The organism is Streptomyces sp. NBC_00568 (assembly GCF_026341855.1).
In the GTDB taxonomy this organism is placed as follows: domain Bacteria; phylum Actinomycetota; class Actinomycetes; order Streptomycetales; family Streptomycetaceae; genus Streptomyces.
Window position 1 is genome coordinate 1,224,849 of the sequence record NZ_JAPENW010000001.1, and the last position, 16,217, is coordinate 1,241,065.

Annotated in this window: 17 protein-coding genes and 1 pseudogene; 1 reads left to right on the plus strand and 17 read right to left on the minus strand. The window is 70.2% G+C overall.

The features are described from left to right. Window positions 1-67: 67 nt before the first annotated feature. From OOK38_RS05065 to rpsB, 5 genes are all read right to left on the minus strand, one after another. Window positions 68-1,207 (minus strand): phosphatidate cytidylyltransferase, encoded by a 1,140-nt coding sequence (locus tag OOK38_RS05065; protein WP_266763199.1) that lies wholly within the window; start codon window positions 1,205-1,207, stop codon window positions 68-70. After that, entirely contained in the window at window positions 1,207-1,764 is a 558-nt protein-coding gene (frr, locus tag OOK38_RS05070) for a ribosome recycling factor (RefSeq protein ID WP_266763198.1), read from the minus strand. The genes OOK38_RS05065 and frr overlap by 1 nt, the downstream gene beginning before the upstream one ends. A gap of 172 nt (window positions 1,765-1,936) precedes the next feature. Continuing rightward, window positions 1,937-2,707: a UMP kinase gene (pyrH, locus tag OOK38_RS05075; RefSeq protein ID WP_266763197.1), complete on the minus strand. Its 771-nt coding sequence runs from the start codon at window positions 2,705-2,707 to the stop codon at window positions 1,937-1,939. 183 nt (window positions 2,708-2,890) lie between these two features. Continuing rightward, on the minus strand, window positions 2,891-3,727 hold the full coding sequence (gene tsf / locus OOK38_RS05080; RefSeq protein WP_266763196.1) for a translation elongation factor Ts: 837 nt from the start codon (window positions 3,725-3,727) through the stop codon (window positions 2,891-2,893). A 96-nt stretch (window positions 3,728-3,823) separates the two neighbouring features. Beyond that, window positions 3,824-4,768 carry a 30S ribosomal protein S2 gene (gene rpsB / locus OOK38_RS05085; RefSeq protein WP_266763195.1) on the minus strand — a complete coding sequence of 315 codons (945 nt, stop codon included), beginning with the start codon at window positions 4,766-4,768 and terminating at the stop codon, window positions 3,824-3,826. Between the two features lie 306 nt (window positions 4,769-5,074). On the opposite strand from rpsB, the gene OOK38_RS05090 reads away from it, so the two are divergent. Continuing rightward, entirely contained in the window at window positions 5,075-5,776 is a 702-nt protein-coding gene (locus OOK38_RS05090) for a peptidoglycan DD-metalloendopeptidase family protein (protein ID WP_323178839.1), read from the plus strand. A 245-nt stretch (window positions 5,777-6,021) separates the two neighbouring features. Here OOK38_RS05090 and OOK38_RS05095 read toward each other — a convergent pair whose 3' ends face one another. The 12 genes and pseudogenes from OOK38_RS05095 to rplS all read right to left on the minus strand — a co-directional run bounded on the left by OOK38_RS05095 (window position 6,022) and on the right by rplS (window position 16,119). Beyond that, the gene (locus OOK38_RS05095; RefSeq protein ID WP_266765872.1) at window positions 6,022-6,579 is read right to left on the minus strand and encodes a TetR/AcrR family transcriptional regulator; all 558 of its coding nucleotides are present in this window, start codon (window positions 6,577-6,579) and stop codon (window positions 6,022-6,024) included. Between the two features lie 142 nt (window positions 6,580-6,721). Next, a complete protein-coding gene (gene whiG, locus OOK38_RS05100; RefSeq protein ID WP_261708294.1) occupies window positions 6,722-7,564 on the minus strand; it encodes an RNA polymerase sigma factor WhiG in 843 nt (280 codons plus the stop codon). A 272-nt stretch (window positions 7,565-7,836) separates the two neighbouring features. Beyond that, complete coding sequence (dprA, locus tag OOK38_RS05105; RefSeq protein WP_266763193.1) at window positions 7,837-8,982, minus strand: DNA-processing protein DprA; 1,146 nt, start codon at window positions 8,980-8,982, stop codon at window positions 7,837-7,839. Beyond that, window positions 8,979-10,604 (minus strand): YifB family Mg chelatase-like AAA ATPase, encoded by a 1,626-nt coding sequence (locus OOK38_RS05110; protein ID WP_266763192.1) that lies wholly within the window; start codon window positions 10,602-10,604, stop codon window positions 8,979-8,981. The genes dprA and OOK38_RS05110 overlap by 4 nt, the downstream gene beginning before the upstream one ends. Continuing rightward, on the minus strand, window positions 10,604-10,975 hold the full coding sequence (locus tag OOK38_RS05115; protein WP_266763191.1) for a YraN family protein: 372 nt from the start codon (window positions 10,973-10,975) through the stop codon (window positions 10,604-10,606). Before OOK38_RS05115 ends, OOK38_RS05110 begins: the two co-directional genes overlap by 1 nt. Window positions 10,976-11,180: 205 nt before the next feature. After that, the gene (locus tag OOK38_RS05120; RefSeq protein ID WP_003965949.1) at window positions 11,181-11,489 is read right to left on the minus strand and encodes a DUF2469 domain-containing protein; all 309 of its coding nucleotides are present in this window, start codon (window positions 11,487-11,489) and stop codon (window positions 11,181-11,183) included. A 55-nt stretch (window positions 11,490-11,544) separates the two neighbouring features. After that, a complete protein-coding gene (locus OOK38_RS05125) occupies window positions 11,545-12,069 on the minus strand; it encodes an NUDIX hydrolase (protein ID WP_266763190.1) in 525 nt (174 codons plus the stop codon). Then, window positions 12,059-12,832, minus strand: coding sequence for a signal peptidase I (gene lepB / locus OOK38_RS05130; protein WP_266848159.1), 774 nt, complete (start codon window positions 12,830-12,832; stop codon window positions 12,059-12,061). The genes OOK38_RS05125 and lepB (OOK38_RS05130) overlap by 11 nt, the downstream gene beginning before the upstream one ends. Before the next feature lie 229 nt (window positions 12,833-13,061). Beyond that, window positions 13,062-14,003, minus strand: coding sequence for a signal peptidase I (lepB, locus tag OOK38_RS05135; RefSeq protein ID WP_266763188.1), 942 nt, complete (start codon window positions 14,001-14,003; stop codon window positions 13,062-13,064). Next, window positions 13,957-14,979 (minus strand): annotated as a pseudogene (lepB, locus tag OOK38_RS05140) (signal peptidase I); the annotation flags it as partial. The pseudogene lepB (OOK38_RS05140) and the gene lepB (OOK38_RS05135), both read right to left, overlap by 47 nt. Further along, on the minus strand, window positions 14,972-15,688 hold the full coding sequence (gene lepB / locus OOK38_RS05145; protein WP_266763187.1) for a signal peptidase I: 717 nt from the start codon (window positions 15,686-15,688) through the stop codon (window positions 14,972-14,974). The pseudogene lepB (OOK38_RS05140) and the gene lepB (OOK38_RS05145), both read right to left, overlap by 8 nt. 80 nt (window positions 15,689-15,768) lie before the next feature. Further along, window positions 15,769-16,119, minus strand: a complete 351-nt coding sequence (gene rplS / locus OOK38_RS05150; RefSeq protein WP_007493339.1) for a 50S ribosomal protein L19 — start codon at window positions 16,117-16,119, stop codon at window positions 15,769-15,771. Window positions 16,120-16,217 lie beyond the last annotated feature (98 nt).

Here is a 16,217-nt window from a genome sequence, read left to right on the forward strand (position 1 = left end):
GCTGCGTGCGGAATAGCGGCGTGCGAGGTGGCTGTGCGCGAAGTGGCTGGGTGCGGGAAGGCGCCGATCAGCCGGAACCGACGAAGAGCACGAGCAGCAGCCAGACCACCGGAGCCGTCGGGAGCAAGGAGTCCAGACGGTCCATGATGCCGCCGTGGCCCGGCAGCAGGGTGCCCATGTCCTTGATGCCGAGGTCCCGCTTGATCATGGACTCGCCGAGGTCACCCAGCGTGGCGCTGGCCGCGACCGCGAGGCCGAGGATCAGACCCTGCCACCAGGTGCCGTCGTCGATCAGGTACTGCATGCACAGCGCACCCGCCGCCATCGCGAAGGTGACCGCTCCGAACAGACCCTCACGGGTCTTTCCGGGGCTGATCCGCGGTGCCAGCTTGTGCTTGCCGAAGCGCCAGCCGACGGCGTACGCGCCGGTGTCGCTGACGACCGTCAGGAGCAGGAAGGTCAGCACGCGGCGCGGGCCGTCGTCGGCCGTGAGCATCATGGCCACGAAGGTCGCCAGGAACGGCACGTAGAAGGCCGCGAAGACCCCCGCCGTGACGTCCTTGAGGTAGCCCTCGGGCGGTTCCGTCATCCGCCAGACCAGAACGGCCAGTGCGGTGAGCGCCATGGCGACCCACGCGCCCTCGGCACCGCGCACATATCCGGCGACGACCATGGCGGCCCCGCCGACTGCCAGCGGCACGAGAGGCGCCTTGATGCCCTTGCGCTCCTCCAGCCGTGAGGTGAGCTCCCAGAGTCCCACCACCACGGCGACCGCTATCACCCCGACGAAGACGGCCTTGACGACGAACAACGACGCGACGATCACCGCACCGAGACCGACGCCCACTCCTATGGCCGCGCCCAAGTCGCGTCCCGCACTCTTCTTCTGAGGTGCGGGGGCGGGCTGGGGGGCGGCGCTGGGCATGGGCTCCTGCGAAATCTGCGGGTTGTGTGACGGATCCCCGTAGGGCGCCGTCGTGGGTGTCTCGTCGCGGACCGAAGGGCCGCTCAGCCGAGCGGCCCCCCTGTCGTCATCCTGGTCTCCGCCATGTGCGGGTACGTCGGGCACGGTGGGCATGGGCCGAGTGTGCTGCGCGTCATGCGCATCGTACGTGGGACCCGCCGGGGTTGCCCCCTGGACAGGTCCCTGCTCGGACGGCCCCCAGTACCCGGCTTGTGGCGGCGCCCCCCAGGAAGAGTCGTTCATCAGACCTCGAGCAGCTCCGCTTCCTTGTGCTTCAGGAGCTCGTCCACCTGGGCGACGTACTTCGCCGTGGTGTCGTCGAGCTCCTTCTCCGCGCGGCGGACCTCGTCCTCGCCGGACTCCTTGTCCTTGACGAGCTTGTCGAGAGCGTCCTTCGCCTTGCGGCGCACGGCGCGGATCGAGACCTTGGCGTCCTCGCCCTTGGTCCGCGCGACCTTGATGTACTCCTTGCGACGCTCTTCCGTCAGCTCGGGGAACGTCACCCGGATGATGTTGCCGTCGTTGCTGGGGTTGACGCCCAGGTCGGAGTCACGGATCGCCTGCTCGATGTTGCGCAGCGCGCTCTTGTCGAACGGCGTCACCACGGCCATGCGCGGCTCCGGCACCGAGAACGAGGCCAGCTGGTTGATCGGCGTCAGCGCGCCGTAGTAGTCGGCCACGATCTTGTTGAACATCGCCGGGTGCGCACGGCCGGTGCGGATCGCGGCGAAGTCCTCCTTGGCGACCACGACGGCCTTCTCCATCTTCTCCTCGGCCTCGAGGAGGGTCTCTTCGATCACCACTTGCTCCTGCGTGTCTTGAGTAGGCCCGGCAGCTGTTTCCTCGTCGGGGTCGGCAGCCGGCTGCGTCGCGTCTTATTACTGCACGGTTCCGGACCGGCAGGACATTGTCCATCCCCCGGCCAGGGTCCGTCCTGGACCGGGACTGGTGCCCGGTCCGGAGCGTTCCCCGTCAGGCGCGGCCGCTCTGGTCGCCCACGAGTGTGCCGATCTTCTCACCCTTGACCGCCCGCGCGATATTGCCCTCCGCCAGGAGCTCGAAGACCAGGATCGGCAGCTTGTTGTCCCGGCACAGCGTGATGGCGGTCATGTCGGCGACCTTGAGGTCCCGGGTGATGACCTCGCCGTAGCTGAGCGAATCGAACTTGACGGCCTCGGGGTTGGTCTTCGGGTCGGAGTCGTAGACACCGTCCACGCCGTTCTTGCCCATGAGGAGCGCCTCGGCGTCGATCTCCAGGGCGCGCTGGGCGGCCGTGGTGTCGGTGGAGAAGTACGGCATGCCCATGCCGGCGCCGAAGATGACCACACGGCCCTTCTCCAGGTGCCGCACGCCGCGCAGCGGGATGTACGGCTCCGCGACCTGGCCCATGGTGATGGCGGTCTGGACGCGGCTGTCGATGCCCTCCTTCTCCAGGAAGTCCTGGAGAGCGAGGCAGTTCATGACCGTGCCGAGCATGCCCATGTAGTCGGAGCGCGCCCGGTCCATGCCGCGCTGCTGGAGTTCGGCCCCGCGGAAGAAGTTGCCGCCGCCGATGACGACGGCGATCTGGGCACCGCCGCGCACGACGGCCGCGATCTCGCGGGCGATCTTGTGCACCACGTCGGGATCGACGCCCAGTCCGCCGCCACCGGCGAACGCCTCGCCGGAAAGCTTCAGCAGAAAGCGTCCCGCGCCTTTGCCGTCGTCGGTCTTATCGCCCTTGCCGGCCTGGGTGGTGGTCATGGAGATCTCCTCATGGTGCACATACGAAGAAGGCCATTGCCGGTGGGGTGTTGTTCGCATCCCATGCTCGGCAATGGCCTCCTCGTCAGATCTGCTGTCGTCCGGCACCCGCGCGTGGGTGCCGGCGTACGCGGACGACTGCTGTCGACCCTATCGGGGTCGCGCGTCGATCGCCGTACGGACTCAGATGCCGACCTTGATGCGCGAGAAGCGCTTCAGGGTGACACCGGCCTCGTCCAGAACCTTCTGGACGGACTTCTTGTTGTCGAGCGCGTACGGCTGACCGAGGAGGGTGGCCTCCTTGAAGAAGCCGTTGACGCGACCCTCGACGATCTTGGGGAGGGCGGCCTCGGGCTTGCCCTCGGCGCGGGTGGTCTCCTCGGCGACGCGACGCTCGGTCTCGACGACCTCGGCCGGGACGTCCTCACGGGAGAGGTACTTCGGCGCGAAGGCGGCGATGTGCTGCGCGATGCCCTTGGCGAGGTCGGCGTCGGCCTTGTCCAGCTCGACCAGAACACCGATCTGCGGGGGCAGGTCGGGCATGGTGCGGTGCATGTACGCGGACACGAAGGCGCCGGAGAACTGGGCGAAGCGGTCCAGGACGATCTTCTCGCCCAGGTTGGCGTTGGCCTCGTCGACGAACGCCTGAACCGTCTTGCCCGGCTCGATCTCGGAGCCGAGGAGCGCGGCGATGTCCGCCGGGGAGGTGGCGGCGACGTGCTGGGCGATCTGGTTGGCGACGGCCTGGAACTTCTCGCCCTTGGCGACGAAGTCCGTCTCGCACTTCAGCTCGACCAGGACACCGGAGGTGTTGTCGTCAGCGATGATGGAGACCACGGCGCCGTTCTCGGCGGAGCGGCCCTCGCGCTTAGCGACGCCCTTCTGGCCCTTGATGCGCAGAGCCTCGACGGCCTTGTCGACGCTGCCCTCGGCCTCGTCCAGCGCCTTCTTGCAGTCCATCATGCCGGCGCCGGTGAGCTCACGGAGCTTCTTGACGTCGGCGGCGGTGTAGTTCGCCATGATTCCTGGAATCTCTCTCGAAGTCTGAAGATCTACGGGACGAACGGCGGGGGCTTTGTGGGCCCCCGCCGTTCACAAACCCGAAAGGGTGAGGGGTCAGGCCTGCTCGGCGTCCGTGGCCGGCGCCTCGGCGGCGGGGGCCTCCGCGGCGGGGGCCTCGGCGGCGGGCGCCTCGACAGCCTCGGCCTCGGCGGCCGGAACCTCGGCCTGCTCGGCGTCGGCGACCTTCTCCGTCTCGGCGGAGGTCTGGACCTCGGGCTCGTCGGCCTTCTTCTCGCCCTCGAGCAGGTCGCGCTCCCACGCGGCGAGCGGCTCGCCCGCGGCCTTGTCACCCGCGGCCTTACCGGCACCGGAGCGGGAGATGAGGCCCTCGGCGACGGCGTCGGCGATCACGCGGGTGAGCAGGGTGACGGAGCGGATCGCGTCGTCGTTGCCCGGGATCTTGTAGTCGACCTCGTCGGGGTCACAGTTGGTGTCGAGGATGGCGACGACCGGGATGTTGAGCTTCCGGGCCTCGCCGACCGCGATGTGCTCCTTCTTGGTGTCCACGATCCAGACGGCGCTGGGCACCTTCTGCATCTCGCGGATACCACCGAGGGTCTTCTCCAGCTTGGCCTTCTCGCGCGAGAGCACGAGAAGCTCCTTCTTGGTGAGACCGGAGGCGGCGACGTCCTCGAAGTCGATCTGCTCGAGCTCCTTGAGGCGCTGCAGACGCTTGTAGACGGTCGAGAAGTTGGTGAGCATGCCGCCCAGCCAGCGCTGGTTGACGTAGGGCATGCCGACGCGGGTGGCCTGCTCGGCGATGGCCTCCTGCGCCTGCTTCTTCGTGCCGACGAACATGACCGTGCCGCCGTGGGCGACGGTCTCCTTGACGAACTCGTAGGCGCGGTCGATGTACGACAGCGACTGGAGCAGGTCGATGATGTAGATGCCGTTGCGCTCCGTGAAGATGAAGCGCTTCATCTTCGGGTTCCAACGACGGGTCTGGTGACCGAAGTGGACGCCGCTTTCCAGCAGCTCCCGCATCGTGACGACGGCCATGGCCGTTCTCCTCGGTGTTCTCGGTTGTACCGCGTGTGCCGGACGGCACTCGCGCCTGACGCCCGCGATGCGCCTTGCCACAAAGGACCGAGAGGCGCTGACACCGGTCGGTGACGACCAGGTGCCGGGGCGTGCGAAGTCGACTCGGTGACCCGAATCGCCATCAGAAGTGTACGGGACCCGAGAGGGGCCGGGTGACGCCGCTGTCCACAACCGGCCGGTACTCCACAGATCCCGGTCATGATCCGCTCGATGCGGGACGGTTCTCGCATGCGAGTGAACCGATGTGCGCGTACCTGGCCGGGCCTGCTCCTGGGCCTGACCCTGACCGTCCTGGGCGCCCTGCCTCCCTCGGCCCTGGCCCACCCGGCCCTGGCCCATGGGAGCGGCCCCGCACCCCCGCCCGCACCCCCGCCCCCAGCCGCCGTGCCGGGCGCCGGCTCCACCGACCCGCCCCCAGCGGACGCCGCCCTTCCGCCGGGAGCCGGATCGACCCTCCCGGCGGCGACCGACTCAGCCGTTCCGCCGGCGGCGGACCCCTCCGTCCCGGCGGTCGCCCGCGCCTGGCCCGTGGGGGTCCGCCCGTCCGTCGTACGGGGCTGGGAACCCCCGGCGACGGCCTACTCCCGGGGTCATCGCGGTGTCGACCTCGCGGCCGAACCCGGCACTCCGGTGCGTGCCGTCGCACCCGGCCGGGTCTCCTTCGCCGGCCGGGTCGCGGGCCGCGGGGTGGTCTCGGTGGAGCTGTCGGACACGGGAACGCCCCCGCTGCGGACCACGTACGGTCCGGTGCGGGCGTCGGTGCGCAAGGGCGACGAGGTCCTCGCGGGCGAGGCACTGGGCGCCTTGGAGAAGACGGACGCCCACTGCGGGCCGACCGCCTGTCTGCACTGGGGGCTGCTCAGAGGCGGGACCTACCTGAACCCGCTGTCCCTGCTCCCGCCGTGGCTCCTGAGCGCGGGCCCGTCCCGCCTGCTCCCGCTCGACGAGAGCGACGCGCGGCCCTGACCCACGGCCCGGGAGCCGAGGGCAACGGACACGAGGCCAGAGGGGCATGAGGACCACGAATCCGCGCCGGAACCCGTCGGGTCCACGAACACACGCCGGGGGCGGGAAGGCCGCGAACGCGGACCAGGACGCCGTGAGCGCCAGGAACAGGGCCACTACTCCGTGAGCGCCACGGACTCGGACCGGAGAGCCGGGAGGGGCGCTCCGGCCCGGCGGGGCCCAGCCGCGCACACCAGCGGCGGGACTCAGCCCCGGACGCCTCGCAGGGCCATCACGACGGCCGCCTCCGTGATCGCCGAGGGGTCCTCGGCGGCCCCCAGTTCGATGCGCCGCACCGCGGCGTCCACCACGCCCTGCAGGAGCATCGCGGCCAGCCGCGGCTCGGCGTGTCCCAGCGCGCCGAGCGCCTCGCCGATCATCGTGACCAGCCCGCCGTGCGCGGCCCGGATCTTGTCCCGGGCACCCGCGTCGAGTTCGCTCGCGGAGATGGCGACCACGGCCCGGTGCCGCCGGTCCCCGACCAGGGCGAGCTGCCGGCGTACGTACGCCTCGACCTTCCCCTCGGGGCCGTCGGCCGCCGCCATCGCAGCCGACACCTCGGCCGCCCAGACGGGAAAGTCGACCTCGCACAGCTCCTCGACGACGGCCGCCCTGGACCGGAAGTACTCGTACACGGAGGAACGCGCGAGCCCCGTGCGCTCCGCGAGCGCCGGGAAGGTCAGCGCTTCCGTCCCGCCCTCGGACAACAGGGACCGCGCAGCGTCCAGCAGGGCGGCTCGCTGCATCGACCGGTGCTCGGCCACGGAGGCCGCTCGAATCCTTGGCACGTCAACCACTGTACGGACGCGCCGCCTCGGACGGGAGCCACTCGACCCAGCCGACCGCGGTGGCGCCGTCTCCGGGGCCGCGACACCAGGGCGGCCCTGCGCCGCGGCACCACCCGGCTCAGCGCCCGAAACTGGCCAGCTTGGCGCGGAGCTGGAGCACCGACTTGGTGTGGATCTGACTCACCCGGCTCTCGGTCACCCCGAGCACATTGCCGATCTCCGCGAGGGTGAGTCCCTCGTAGTAGTAGAGCGTGACCACGGTCTTCTCCCGGTCGGGCAGCGTGTTGATCGCCCGCGCCAGAAGCCTGCGCAGCTCCCGGTCCTCCGCCACCTCGACCGGATTGTCGGCGGCGGTGTCCTCCAGCGTGTCCATCAGACTCAGCCGGTCGCCGCCCTCGCCGCCCACGTGCAGCAGCTCCTCCAGCGCCACCACGTTGGCCAGCGACAACTGACTGAACACCGCATGGAGTTCCTCCACACCGATGCCCATCTCCGCGGCCACCTCACCCTCCGAGGGCGTGCGCCGCAACCGGGCCTCCAGCGTCGCGTAGGCACGCTCCACATTGCGCGCCTTCTGCCGCACCGACCGGGGAATCCAGTCCAGCGCCCGCAGCTCGTCGATCATCGCGCCCCGGATCCGGGTGATCGCGTACGTCTCGAACTTGATCTCCCGCTCGATGTCGAACTTCTCGATCGCGTCGATCAGCCCGAAAACCCCCGACGAGACGAAGTCCGCCTGTTCCACGTTGGCCGGCAGACCCACACTGACCCGGCCCGCGACGTACTTCACCAACGGCGAGTAATGCAGGATCAGCTGCTCCCGCAGCCGCTCGTCACCGGTCGACTTGTACGACCGCCACAACTCGTCGAGCGTCGAGGGCGCGGGCGGGCGCACGCTGCCGCCGTCGCGGGCGGCTGGCGGGATCGCCGTCCGGTCGGACCCGGAGGTGTGCTGGGGCATGCGTCGCCTTGTGCCGTTCTGCCGTGAACTGTGGAGTGACTGGGTGTCCTGTCGGCGTCATGCCGAGATCGCGTGCCTGCTTCGGATCCTTGTGAGCGTAGCGTGACTGGGCAGTCGCAGTGCGCGAAGGGCGGGCTGTCACCCGCACGCGAAGACTTTCCCCGGCGCGTTCCGCGGAGTCGTGACGGTTGCCCTGCGTGACCGCCGGGGGCCGCCAACTGCAGGTATTCCCAAGGGTGTCGGCGTTCCCCCGGACGGCCGAACACGCTCGGTCAGCATCGCTCCCGATCACCGCGGACGGAGGTCATCGCCTGGCGTGTCAACTTCCAGCCGTCGCCGTGTCGTTCGACGAAACCAAGTGCTCGGAGTTCGTACAGTCTCCCGACCGCGTCGTCCGTGCTGGTCGCCGCTCTCCGGGCGATCTCCGGGGCCTCCGCGGAACCCCGCGCCGGCAGGGCGGCCAGGACACGTCCGGCACCCGGGTGCAGCAGGTCGCGCGGCAGCACGGGTCCGCGCCGGTCCGGCGCCAGCTCGCCCATGTCACCGACCAGTTCGGCGACTTCCGCGGCGTCGGAGACCAGGACGGCTTCCCCGCGCAGCAGTTCGTGCACCCCCGCGGAGAGTCCGCTGGTGGCGGGTCCCGGCACGCCCATCGTGAACCGCCCCAGACGCTGCGCCGAGCGGGCCGTGACCAGCGCTCCGCTGCGGTACGCCGCCTCGACGACCACGGTGCCCCGGGTGAGCGCCGCGATGACCCGGTTCCTGAGGATGAATCTGCTCGGCGTCGGATGCTCGCCGGGCGGCAACTCCCCCACCACGAGTCCCTGTTCCGCGATCCTGGTGATCAACTGGGTGTGTCCGCGCGGGTAGGGCCGGTCGACACCGCAGGCGAGCACGGCGACGGTGGCGCCGCCCGCCCCGAGGGCGCCCCGGTGCGCGGCACCGTCGATGCCGTACGCACCGCCGGACACCACCACCCAGCCCCGCTCCGCGAGCCCGGCGCCGAGGGTGGCCGCCATGTGCGCGCCGTACTCGGTGCAGGCCCGGGCGCCGACGACGGCGACGGACCGCAGCGCCCATATCCGCAGGGCGGCCCGCCCCCGCACCCACAGTCCGACGGGCCGGGCGTCCCCCAGGTCGTCGAGCTGCGCGGGCCATTCGGATTCACCGGGACAGACGAACCGCACCCCGGCGTCCCGGGCGAGGGCGAGGTCCCGCTCCGGGTCGGCACGCCCCGCCCGGGCCCTCAGCCCCGACCACCGCTTGTCGGTCATTCCCCGAGGCTGCCCCTCGTCTCCGTACAGCCACCGGACCGCCTCCCGGGCCCCGACCTCCCGGAGCCAGCGCCCGCAGACCTCGTCGCCCGGTTCGACGACCCGGGAGAGCGTGACGCGGGCCCTGCGCTCGTCGTCCGTCATGCCGGCGAGCCGATCGCCATCGGTACCCCGCGCGGGATTCCGGTGCGCAGCTGGAGGGCCAGGGCGACGTCCCCGGCGTCGGGCCGGTCGTGGCCCGACAGGTCCGCGACCGTCCACGCGACGCGGAGCACCCTGTCCAGCCCGCGGGCCGTCAGCAGCCCGCGCTCCAGGCCTCGCTCGGCCTCGTCCATGGCTCCCGACCGTGCCTGCCAGCGGCCGCGCAGCTCGCGTCCGGGCACCTCGCTGTTGGTGAGCCAGGGGGTTCCGGTCAGGCGCGCGGCGGCTCGCTCGCGGGCGGCTCGAACCCGGTCCGCGACCGTCTTGGTCGACTCGCCCCGCGCGCCGCGTGCGGTGAGTTCGGCTCGGGTGACCGGCTCGACCTCGACGCGCAGATCGACCCGGTCGAGCAGCGGTCCGGAGAGCCTCGCCTGGTAGCGACGGATGGCGGAGGGCGGGCACTCGCAGTAGTCGTTCGTCGTGCTGAAGCGGCCGCAGGGGCAGGGGTTGGCGGCCAGCACCATCAGGAACTTCGCGGGGAACCGTACGACACCGGCGCTGCGCGCGATCACCACGTGCCCGGCTTCCAGCGGCTGCCGCAGGGCGTCCAGCGCGAAGCCGCTGAATTCCGGTGCCTCGTCGAGGAAGAGCACCCCGCGATGCGCCAGGGACACCGCGCCGGGCCGTGCGAGTCCCTTGCCGCCGCCGACGAGCGACTGCATGGTCGCGGAATGGTGGGGTGCGCAGTAGGGCGCGATGTCCACCATCGGTTTCCCCGGTGGCAGCAGGCCGGCGACGGAGTGGATCGCCGTCACCTCCAGGGATTCCTGCCGGGACAGCCTGGGCATGAGCGACGGCATCCGCTCGGCCAGCATCGTCTTGCCCGCGCCGGGCGGTCCTTGGAGGAAGACGTGATGGCCTCCCGCCGCCGCGACCTCCATCGCGGTGCGTGCCGACAGCTGGCCGACCACGTCGCCGAGGTCGTGGTCCCGGTCGTGCTCCGGCACGGCGATGCCGCACAGGCCGGTGGCCTCGCCCGTACCGGGCACGCGCAGGCCGGCCAGCAGGGGGTCCGGGCGGCCCTGCTCGTCCGGATCCTCCTCGGGCACTGGTTCGTCCGCGAGCACCGCGATCAGCTGACGCAGGCTGCGGACCCCGAGCACCGAGACGCCCGGCACCAGTGAGGCCTCGGCCGCCGCGCACTCCGGCACCACCACCTGCTCGTATCCGGCGTCCGCCGCGGCGAGCACGGCCGGCAGGATGCCCCGGACCGGCCGCACCCTGCCGTCGAGCCCGAGCTCCCCGATCATCACGATGTCGGCGAGCACACGGGGATCGATCCGCTCGGAGGCGCCCAGCACCGCGCAGGCCACGGCGAGGTCGAAGCCCGAACCGCCCTTGGGCACGGAGGCCGGACTCAGCCCCACCGTCAGCTTCTTCTGCGGCCAGGACGCACCGGAATTGACCACCGCGGCACGGACCCGGTCGCGGCTCTCCGTCAGGCTCTTGTCGGGGAGCCCCACCAGCGTGAAGGCAGCGATGCCCGGCTCCAGGTCCGCCTGGACCTCGACGACGACGCCCTCCACGCCCACCAGGGCGACCGAACACGTACGCGCGAACCCCATCAGGCCACCCCCCGCGCGTGCTCGACCAGGGGCGCGCCGCGCTCGGGGAGGACGACGCCGATCAGGTCGATGCGGACACCGCCCGGTGGGGCTCCGCCGTGTTCCTGGAGCCAGCGTTCGGCCAGGCCGCGCAGCCGCTGGGCCTTCGCCGGTGTGACGGCCGCCATCGGATGCTGGAACGCGCCCGCCCTGCGGGTCTTGACCTCGCAGACGACCAGCGCGTCGCCGTCCCGGGCCACGATGTCGATCTCGCCGGTCCTGCCACAGCGCCAGTTGCGCGCCAGGACCGTCATGCCGGCCTCGGTCAGGCGTCGTGCGGCCAGGTCCTCGCCGTAGGCGCCCAGTGCTTTGCGTGCCTCGGATGTCTTCATGTCGGCACCACCTCCGGCACCGACACTGAGGCCATGTCACCCAGCTGTTGGATCTTGGTGGACGAGCGGGTGATTGTGGAAATCTCCGTCACCCGCTCGCGCCCTCACGCGATCACCGCTCGTCATCGGCCGCCGGGGGAAGCCGCCGGCCGGGGACCCCTGCCCCTCCCTGAACCCCTCAGCCCGCGGTCCGGCCGTCCGGACTTCAGCCGCCCGGCAGTTCCAGATCGCTCTTGTTCAGTTCCTCGATGTTCACGTCCTTGAATGTCAGGACGCGTACCTGTTTCACGAAGCGAGCGGGCCGGTACATGTCCCACACCCAGGCGTCCGCCATGGACACCTCGAAAAACACCTCACCCTGGACCGAGTGCACCTGCATCTCGTAGTCGTTGGTGAGGTAGAAGCGCCGTTCGGTCTCGATCACATATTTGAACAGACCGACGACATCGCGGTACTCCCGATAGAGCTTCAGCTCCATCTCGGTCTCGTACTTCTCGAGGTCCTCGGCGCTCATGGCATGTTCCCCTTCAGCCGTGCGTCCCCCTATTGTGCGCCAGCCCCGAGAGCCCCTAGACGATTTCCGTGTCGAGGACCTCGGGCGTGGCCGGGGGGCCCTCGTCGAGCACCCTGCGCAGCAGCTCGGCGAGCTTGGTCGGATACACCGTCTCATGTGCCTCGGTCAGTTCCCGGCACGTCCACCAGCGCGCTCCGGCGACGCTGCGCCGCTCCAGGTCCGTCAGCCCCGTGGCGGCCGTGGCCGTCTGGGTGGTACGGGCGAGGAAGTACCACTCGTCCTGGTCCCAGCGCCGCCCCGCGAACGGGAACGAGCAGATCCGCCGCCACAGCACCGGGCCCAGTTCGACCTCTGTGATACCGGTCTCCTCCACGAGTTCCCGCAGAGCGGCCTGCTCCCGGGTCTCGTCGCCCTCCAGACCGCCGCCCGGCGTGAACCACCAGTCGTCCGAGGGATCGTCCGGCTCGTGGCCGTGCAGCAGCAGGACGCGGTCCCGCGGGTCGAGGAGTACGACCCGGGCGACCTTGCGCAGCCCGCCTCGGTACGCGTCCTCGCCCCCGTCCGCCGCCTCAGCGGGCACCGGCGGACTCCGTGCCCGTACGAGAACGGCCGACCCTCTTGGCGACGGGCCCATAGGCCGCGCCGCCCAGCACGAGCACGGCGCCGGCGATCACCAGGGCGACGTTCGCGCGGAGCGGTCCCGGCTGGGACAGGGCGCCGAGCGTCTCGAAGCCGGTGGGGCGCTCGAGCATGCCGTTCATCGGCCAGGCGACGGCGTCGACCCGGGCCGTCACCGCGCCGACCGCCACGGTGCCGCCGGCCGCGTCCGTGAGATGAGCGGTGGAGTCCAGGGAGCCCTGCCGCTCGTCACCGAGCAGGAACAGCCGCCCCTTCGGGACCTTCACGGCCGGGAAGTCCGTGATCTCCGCGAGGCTTCCCTCGGGCAGATACGGTTCGTCGATCTGCTTGCCGTTGACGGTCAGCTTGCCCTTGGTGCAGCAGGAGACCGTGTCTCCGCCGACGGCGACCACGCGCTTGACCACCGACGCGCCGGTGACCCAGGTCTTGTCCTTGAAGACGACGACGTCACCCCGGCGGATGTCGCTCCCGTCGACGCGCTGGGCCAGCACGCGATCGCCCACGTTGATCGTCGGCGACATCGAACTCGTGGGGACGGTGTAAGGCAGATAGACCACCGCACCCCAGGCGAATCCGCCGAGGAACAGCACCAGGCCCAGCGCGACGGCCAGTCCGGACAACCGCTGTCCGGCCTTGCTGCCCACCGGGCCCTTGCCTGCGCCACCGCTGCGCGGGGCCGTACGTATTGCGCTCTCGCCACCCATGGGTCCGCACCTTACCCGGGGGTACGGTCCGGGGTCAGCCCATGGCCCGGATCGCGATCACCGCCCGGGAACGGAATGTGCGGGACTTGTGCCGCCCGTCCGTCCAGCCGTCTGCCCATCCCGTCCGTCCAGCCGTCCGCCCGTCCGAACGCCCGCGCTCCCGGAAACGAGCGGGGCCGGCCGGTCCGGAGGAATCCGGACCGGCCGGCCCCGAAGGCCGAGAGGCGTCTCAGTCGTCCTTGGACGCCTTGCGCTTGCGTCGCACCAGCACCAGCGGCACCGCGCCCACGAGGGCCACGGCACCCGGCGAGTTGACCGCCGCGGCCGCCTTGGCGTTCAGGCCGGGCTGGTCGAAGGTGTCCGGGACCGGCAGGGTGCCCCAGCGGTTGATGGGCCAGGCCTTGACGATGGCACGGCCGACGACCTCGTTCACCGGAACCATGCCGTGGTGCTTGTCCGCCTGGTTGTAGCGCGAGTCCCGCGAGTTCTGGCGGTGGTCGCCCATCACCCAGATCATGCCCTCGGGAACCTTGACCTTGAACTGGCCGCCGTCCTCGTCCTGGCTGCACGGGGTGTTGCCGGCGTAGACGTACGCGTCCTCGTTCAGGGCCTTGCCGTTGACGGTCAGCGGGCCGGTGCCCTTGCACTGGACCGTGTCGCCGCCGACGCCGATGACCCGCTTGATGAGGTCCTTCTCCTCGGCGGACGGCATCAGGCCGATCCAGCTGAGGAACGTCTGCAGGGCGTTCGGGTTGGCCGTGGGCTCGCCCGCCAGCCAGTTGTCCGGGTCGTGGAAGACGACGACCTCGCCGCGCTCCGGCTCCGAGCCGAACCACGGGGTCAGCTTGTCGACCAGGACGCGGTCACCCTGCTGGAGGGTGTTCTGCATCGAGTCCGAGGGGATCGAGAACGCCTGCACCAGGAACGTCTTGATGATCAGCGCGAGCACCAGGGCGATGCCGATCAGGATCGGCAGTTCCTTCCAGAACGAGCGCTGCTTCGAGGATTTCGGGTTCCGCTCGGCGCGCCCGGTCGAGGCGGCTCCGTCCTCGGAGCCACTCCCGGAACCCGAACCGTCCTCTACGGCAGGGGCAGCCGCATCGTCGGGTCGCTCCGGCTGACCTTCTGGACCTTCGTGTCCGGACCGTGCGCCGACCGCCACATCCCCCACATCCACTCCTCACTCCGTGCCGCCGCCCACGCCGTATTCGGCGCAGGCCCACCACTCCCATAACGAGCGGGAGTTCCGCAGGGCTCGGGAGCGGGATCAATCCGTCTGGATCCGCAGGGGCCACCCTATGCGACAGAGACAGAGCGGAGGTCGACCCTCCAGGCGCGTCGGCCACCGTCGAGAAGGTGCTCGGCTCCTGCAGACGGGTCCAGTGACCGATGGGCCATCCGATGATCATGGCCCGGCCCACGATCGACTCCTGGGAGACGGTGCCGCTGAACTTGTCGGTCCGGTGGTAACGGGAGTCGGCGGAGTTGCCCCGGTGGTCGCCCAGCACGAACAGGCGGCCCTCGGGCACCTTCACCTCGAAGGAGAAGTCCGACGGTTTGTCGCCGGCGTAGATGTACGGCTCGGTCAGGGGTGTGCCGTTCACGGTCACCCGGCCCTGTGCGTCGCAGCACTTGACCGTGTCGCCGCCGACTCCGACGACCCGCTTGATCAGGTCCTTCTCGTCGTCGGACGGCAGCAGGCCGATGAAGGTCAGCCCCTGCTTGAACTGCTTGACGACCACGGGGTCGTCCTTCTTCTTGGTCTCCTCGGCGGTGAGCCAGCCTCCGGGGTCCTTGAAGACGACGACGTCACCGCGCTTGGGCTCGGAGCCGAACCAGGGCGTGAACTTGTCCACCAGGACGCGGTCGCCGATCTGGATCGTGTTCTCCATGGAGCCCGACGGGATCACGAAGGCCTGCACGAGGAAGGTCTTGAGGACCAGGGCTATCAGCACGGCCACGCCGACGAGGAGGGGTATCTCCTTGACGGTCGAGCGCCGCCTGCGCCGCTTGATCTTGCGGGCGAGCTTGCGCCGCTCGACCCGGCTGGGCCGGGCGGCGCCTCCGGAGGCGCGCCGGGAGCCGGTGGGCAGCAGGTTGTCGGCGGCGCTGCTGGAGACTCCGCGCGGTCGTCCGCGGTTACCCATGGGCACCCCCCGCGGCGGGCACCCGCGCGTAGGAGTCGGGACGCGTCAGCCGGGTCCAGTGGCCCGCGGGCCAGGCGATCCAGTCGGCCCTGCCGATGACATCACCGACGGGGACCATGCCGCCGCCGGGCGAGCCCAGATGGTCACGGGAGTCGCGGGAACGGCTGCGGTGGTCGCCCAGCAGGAAGAGGGACCCCTCGGGCACCACGATGTCGAAGGGCGCGTCGGACGGGCTGTCACCCCGATGGAGAAATGTCGACTCGTCGACCGATCGGCCGTTCACTTCGAGTCTCCCCTCCTTGTCGCAGCAGACCACGTGGTCTCCCCCTACCCCGACGACGCGTTTGACGTAGTCCGCGTTCCCGAAATAACCAGTGCCGTCGAACACGACGACATCGCCCCGCTGCGGCTCGGAACCGAAACGGTACGCCAACTTATTTACGAGAACGCGGTCCCCGATCCTCAATCCTGACTCCATGGAGCCGCTGGGAATTTCGAACGGCTGCATCACAAAGCGGCTGACCAGCAGCAGAAATACCAGACAGCCCAGCACGGTCAGGGTGATCCGGCCCCCGGGGAGCCACTCGGCGACGTGGTCGGCGAACGCAGAACGCGACCGCCCCTCCGGCCCCGCTGTGTCCGAGATCTCCTCGGAAGCGGAAGGGCTGGAGGCGCGGTCGCGCTCCACATGCTGTGCTTCGGTGTCCATCGGGGCCAGATGCTATCCGGCCTCCATGTGACGCCTTCTTACTGGCTCGGTCGCCGGCGGATCACCGCGGCGGCGCGAGGTCAGTTGTCGCGCTTCTCCTTGATCTTCGCGGCCTTGCCGCGCAGCTCACGGAGGTAGTACAGCTTGGCGCGACGCACGTCACCGCGGGTGACGAGCTCGATCTTCTCGACGATCGGGGTGTGCACCGGGAAGGTGCGCTCGACGCCGACGGAGAACGAGACCTTGCGGACCGTGAAGGTCTCGCGGACACCGGCACCCTGGCGACGGATGACTACGCCCTTGAACTGCTGCACACGGGAGCGGTTGCCCTCGATGACGCGGACGTGGACGTTGACGGTGTCACCCGGACGGAAGGCCGGGACGTCGGTGCGCAGCGACGCGCTGTCGACAGTGTCGAGCAGGTGAGACATTTTGTCTGCTTTCTTCGCTGATGCCACAGGTCATCAACGGGAGAGGGTTCGAAGATGATGCTGCCTCGTCGGGACGGGCGTCGTGTCCCCCTGTGGCA

What these genes read in the sequence shown, in the direction of transcription:
- lepB (WP_266763187.1), bottom strand. Translation starts at nt 15,688, where the DNA reads ATGGACACCGAAGCACAGCATGTGGAGCGCGACCGCGCCTCCAGCCCT.
- OOK38_RS05115 (WP_266763191.1), bottom strand. Translation starts at nt 10,975, where the DNA reads ATGAAGACATCCGAGGCACGCAAAGCACTGGGCGCCTACGGCGAGGAC.
- whiG (WP_261708294.1), bottom strand. Translation starts at nt 7,564, where the DNA reads ATGCCCCAGCACACCTCCGGGTCCGACCGGACGGCGATCCCGCCAGCC.
- lepB (WP_266848159.1), bottom strand. Translation starts at nt 12,832, where the DNA reads ATGGGTGGCGAGAGCGCAATACGTACGGCCCCGCGCAGCGGTGGCGCA.
- rplS (WP_007493339.1), bottom strand. Translation starts at nt 16,119, where the DNA reads ATGTCTCACCTGCTCGACACTGTCGACAGCGCGTCGCTGCGCACCGAC.
- OOK38_RS05110 (WP_266763192.1), bottom strand. Translation starts at nt 10,604, where the DNA reads ATGGGGTTCGCGCGTACGTGTTCGGTCGCCCTGGTGGGCGTGGAGGGC.
- OOK38_RS05120 (WP_003965949.1), bottom strand. Translation starts at nt 11,489, where the DNA reads ATGAGCGCCGAGGACCTCGAGAAGTACGAGACCGAGATGGAGCTGAAG.
- tsf (WP_266763196.1), bottom strand. Translation starts at nt 3,727, where the DNA reads ATGGCGAACTACACCGCCGCCGACGTCAAGAAGCTCCGTGAGCTCACC.
- OOK38_RS05065 (WP_266763199.1), bottom strand. Translation starts at nt 1,207, where the DNA reads ATGAACGACTCTTCCTGGGGGGCGCCGCCACAAGCCGGGTACTGGGGG.
- pyrH (WP_266763197.1), bottom strand. Translation starts at nt 2,707, where the DNA reads ATGACCACCACCCAGGCCGGCAAGGGCGATAAGACCGACGACGGCAAA.
- dprA (WP_266763193.1), bottom strand. Translation starts at nt 8,982, where the DNA reads ATGACGGACGACGAGCGCAGGGCCCGCGTCACGCTCTCCCGGGTCGTC.
- rpsB (WP_266763195.1), bottom strand. Translation starts at nt 4,768, where the DNA reads ATGGCCGTCGTCACGATGCGGGAGCTGCTGGAAAGCGGCGTCCACTTC.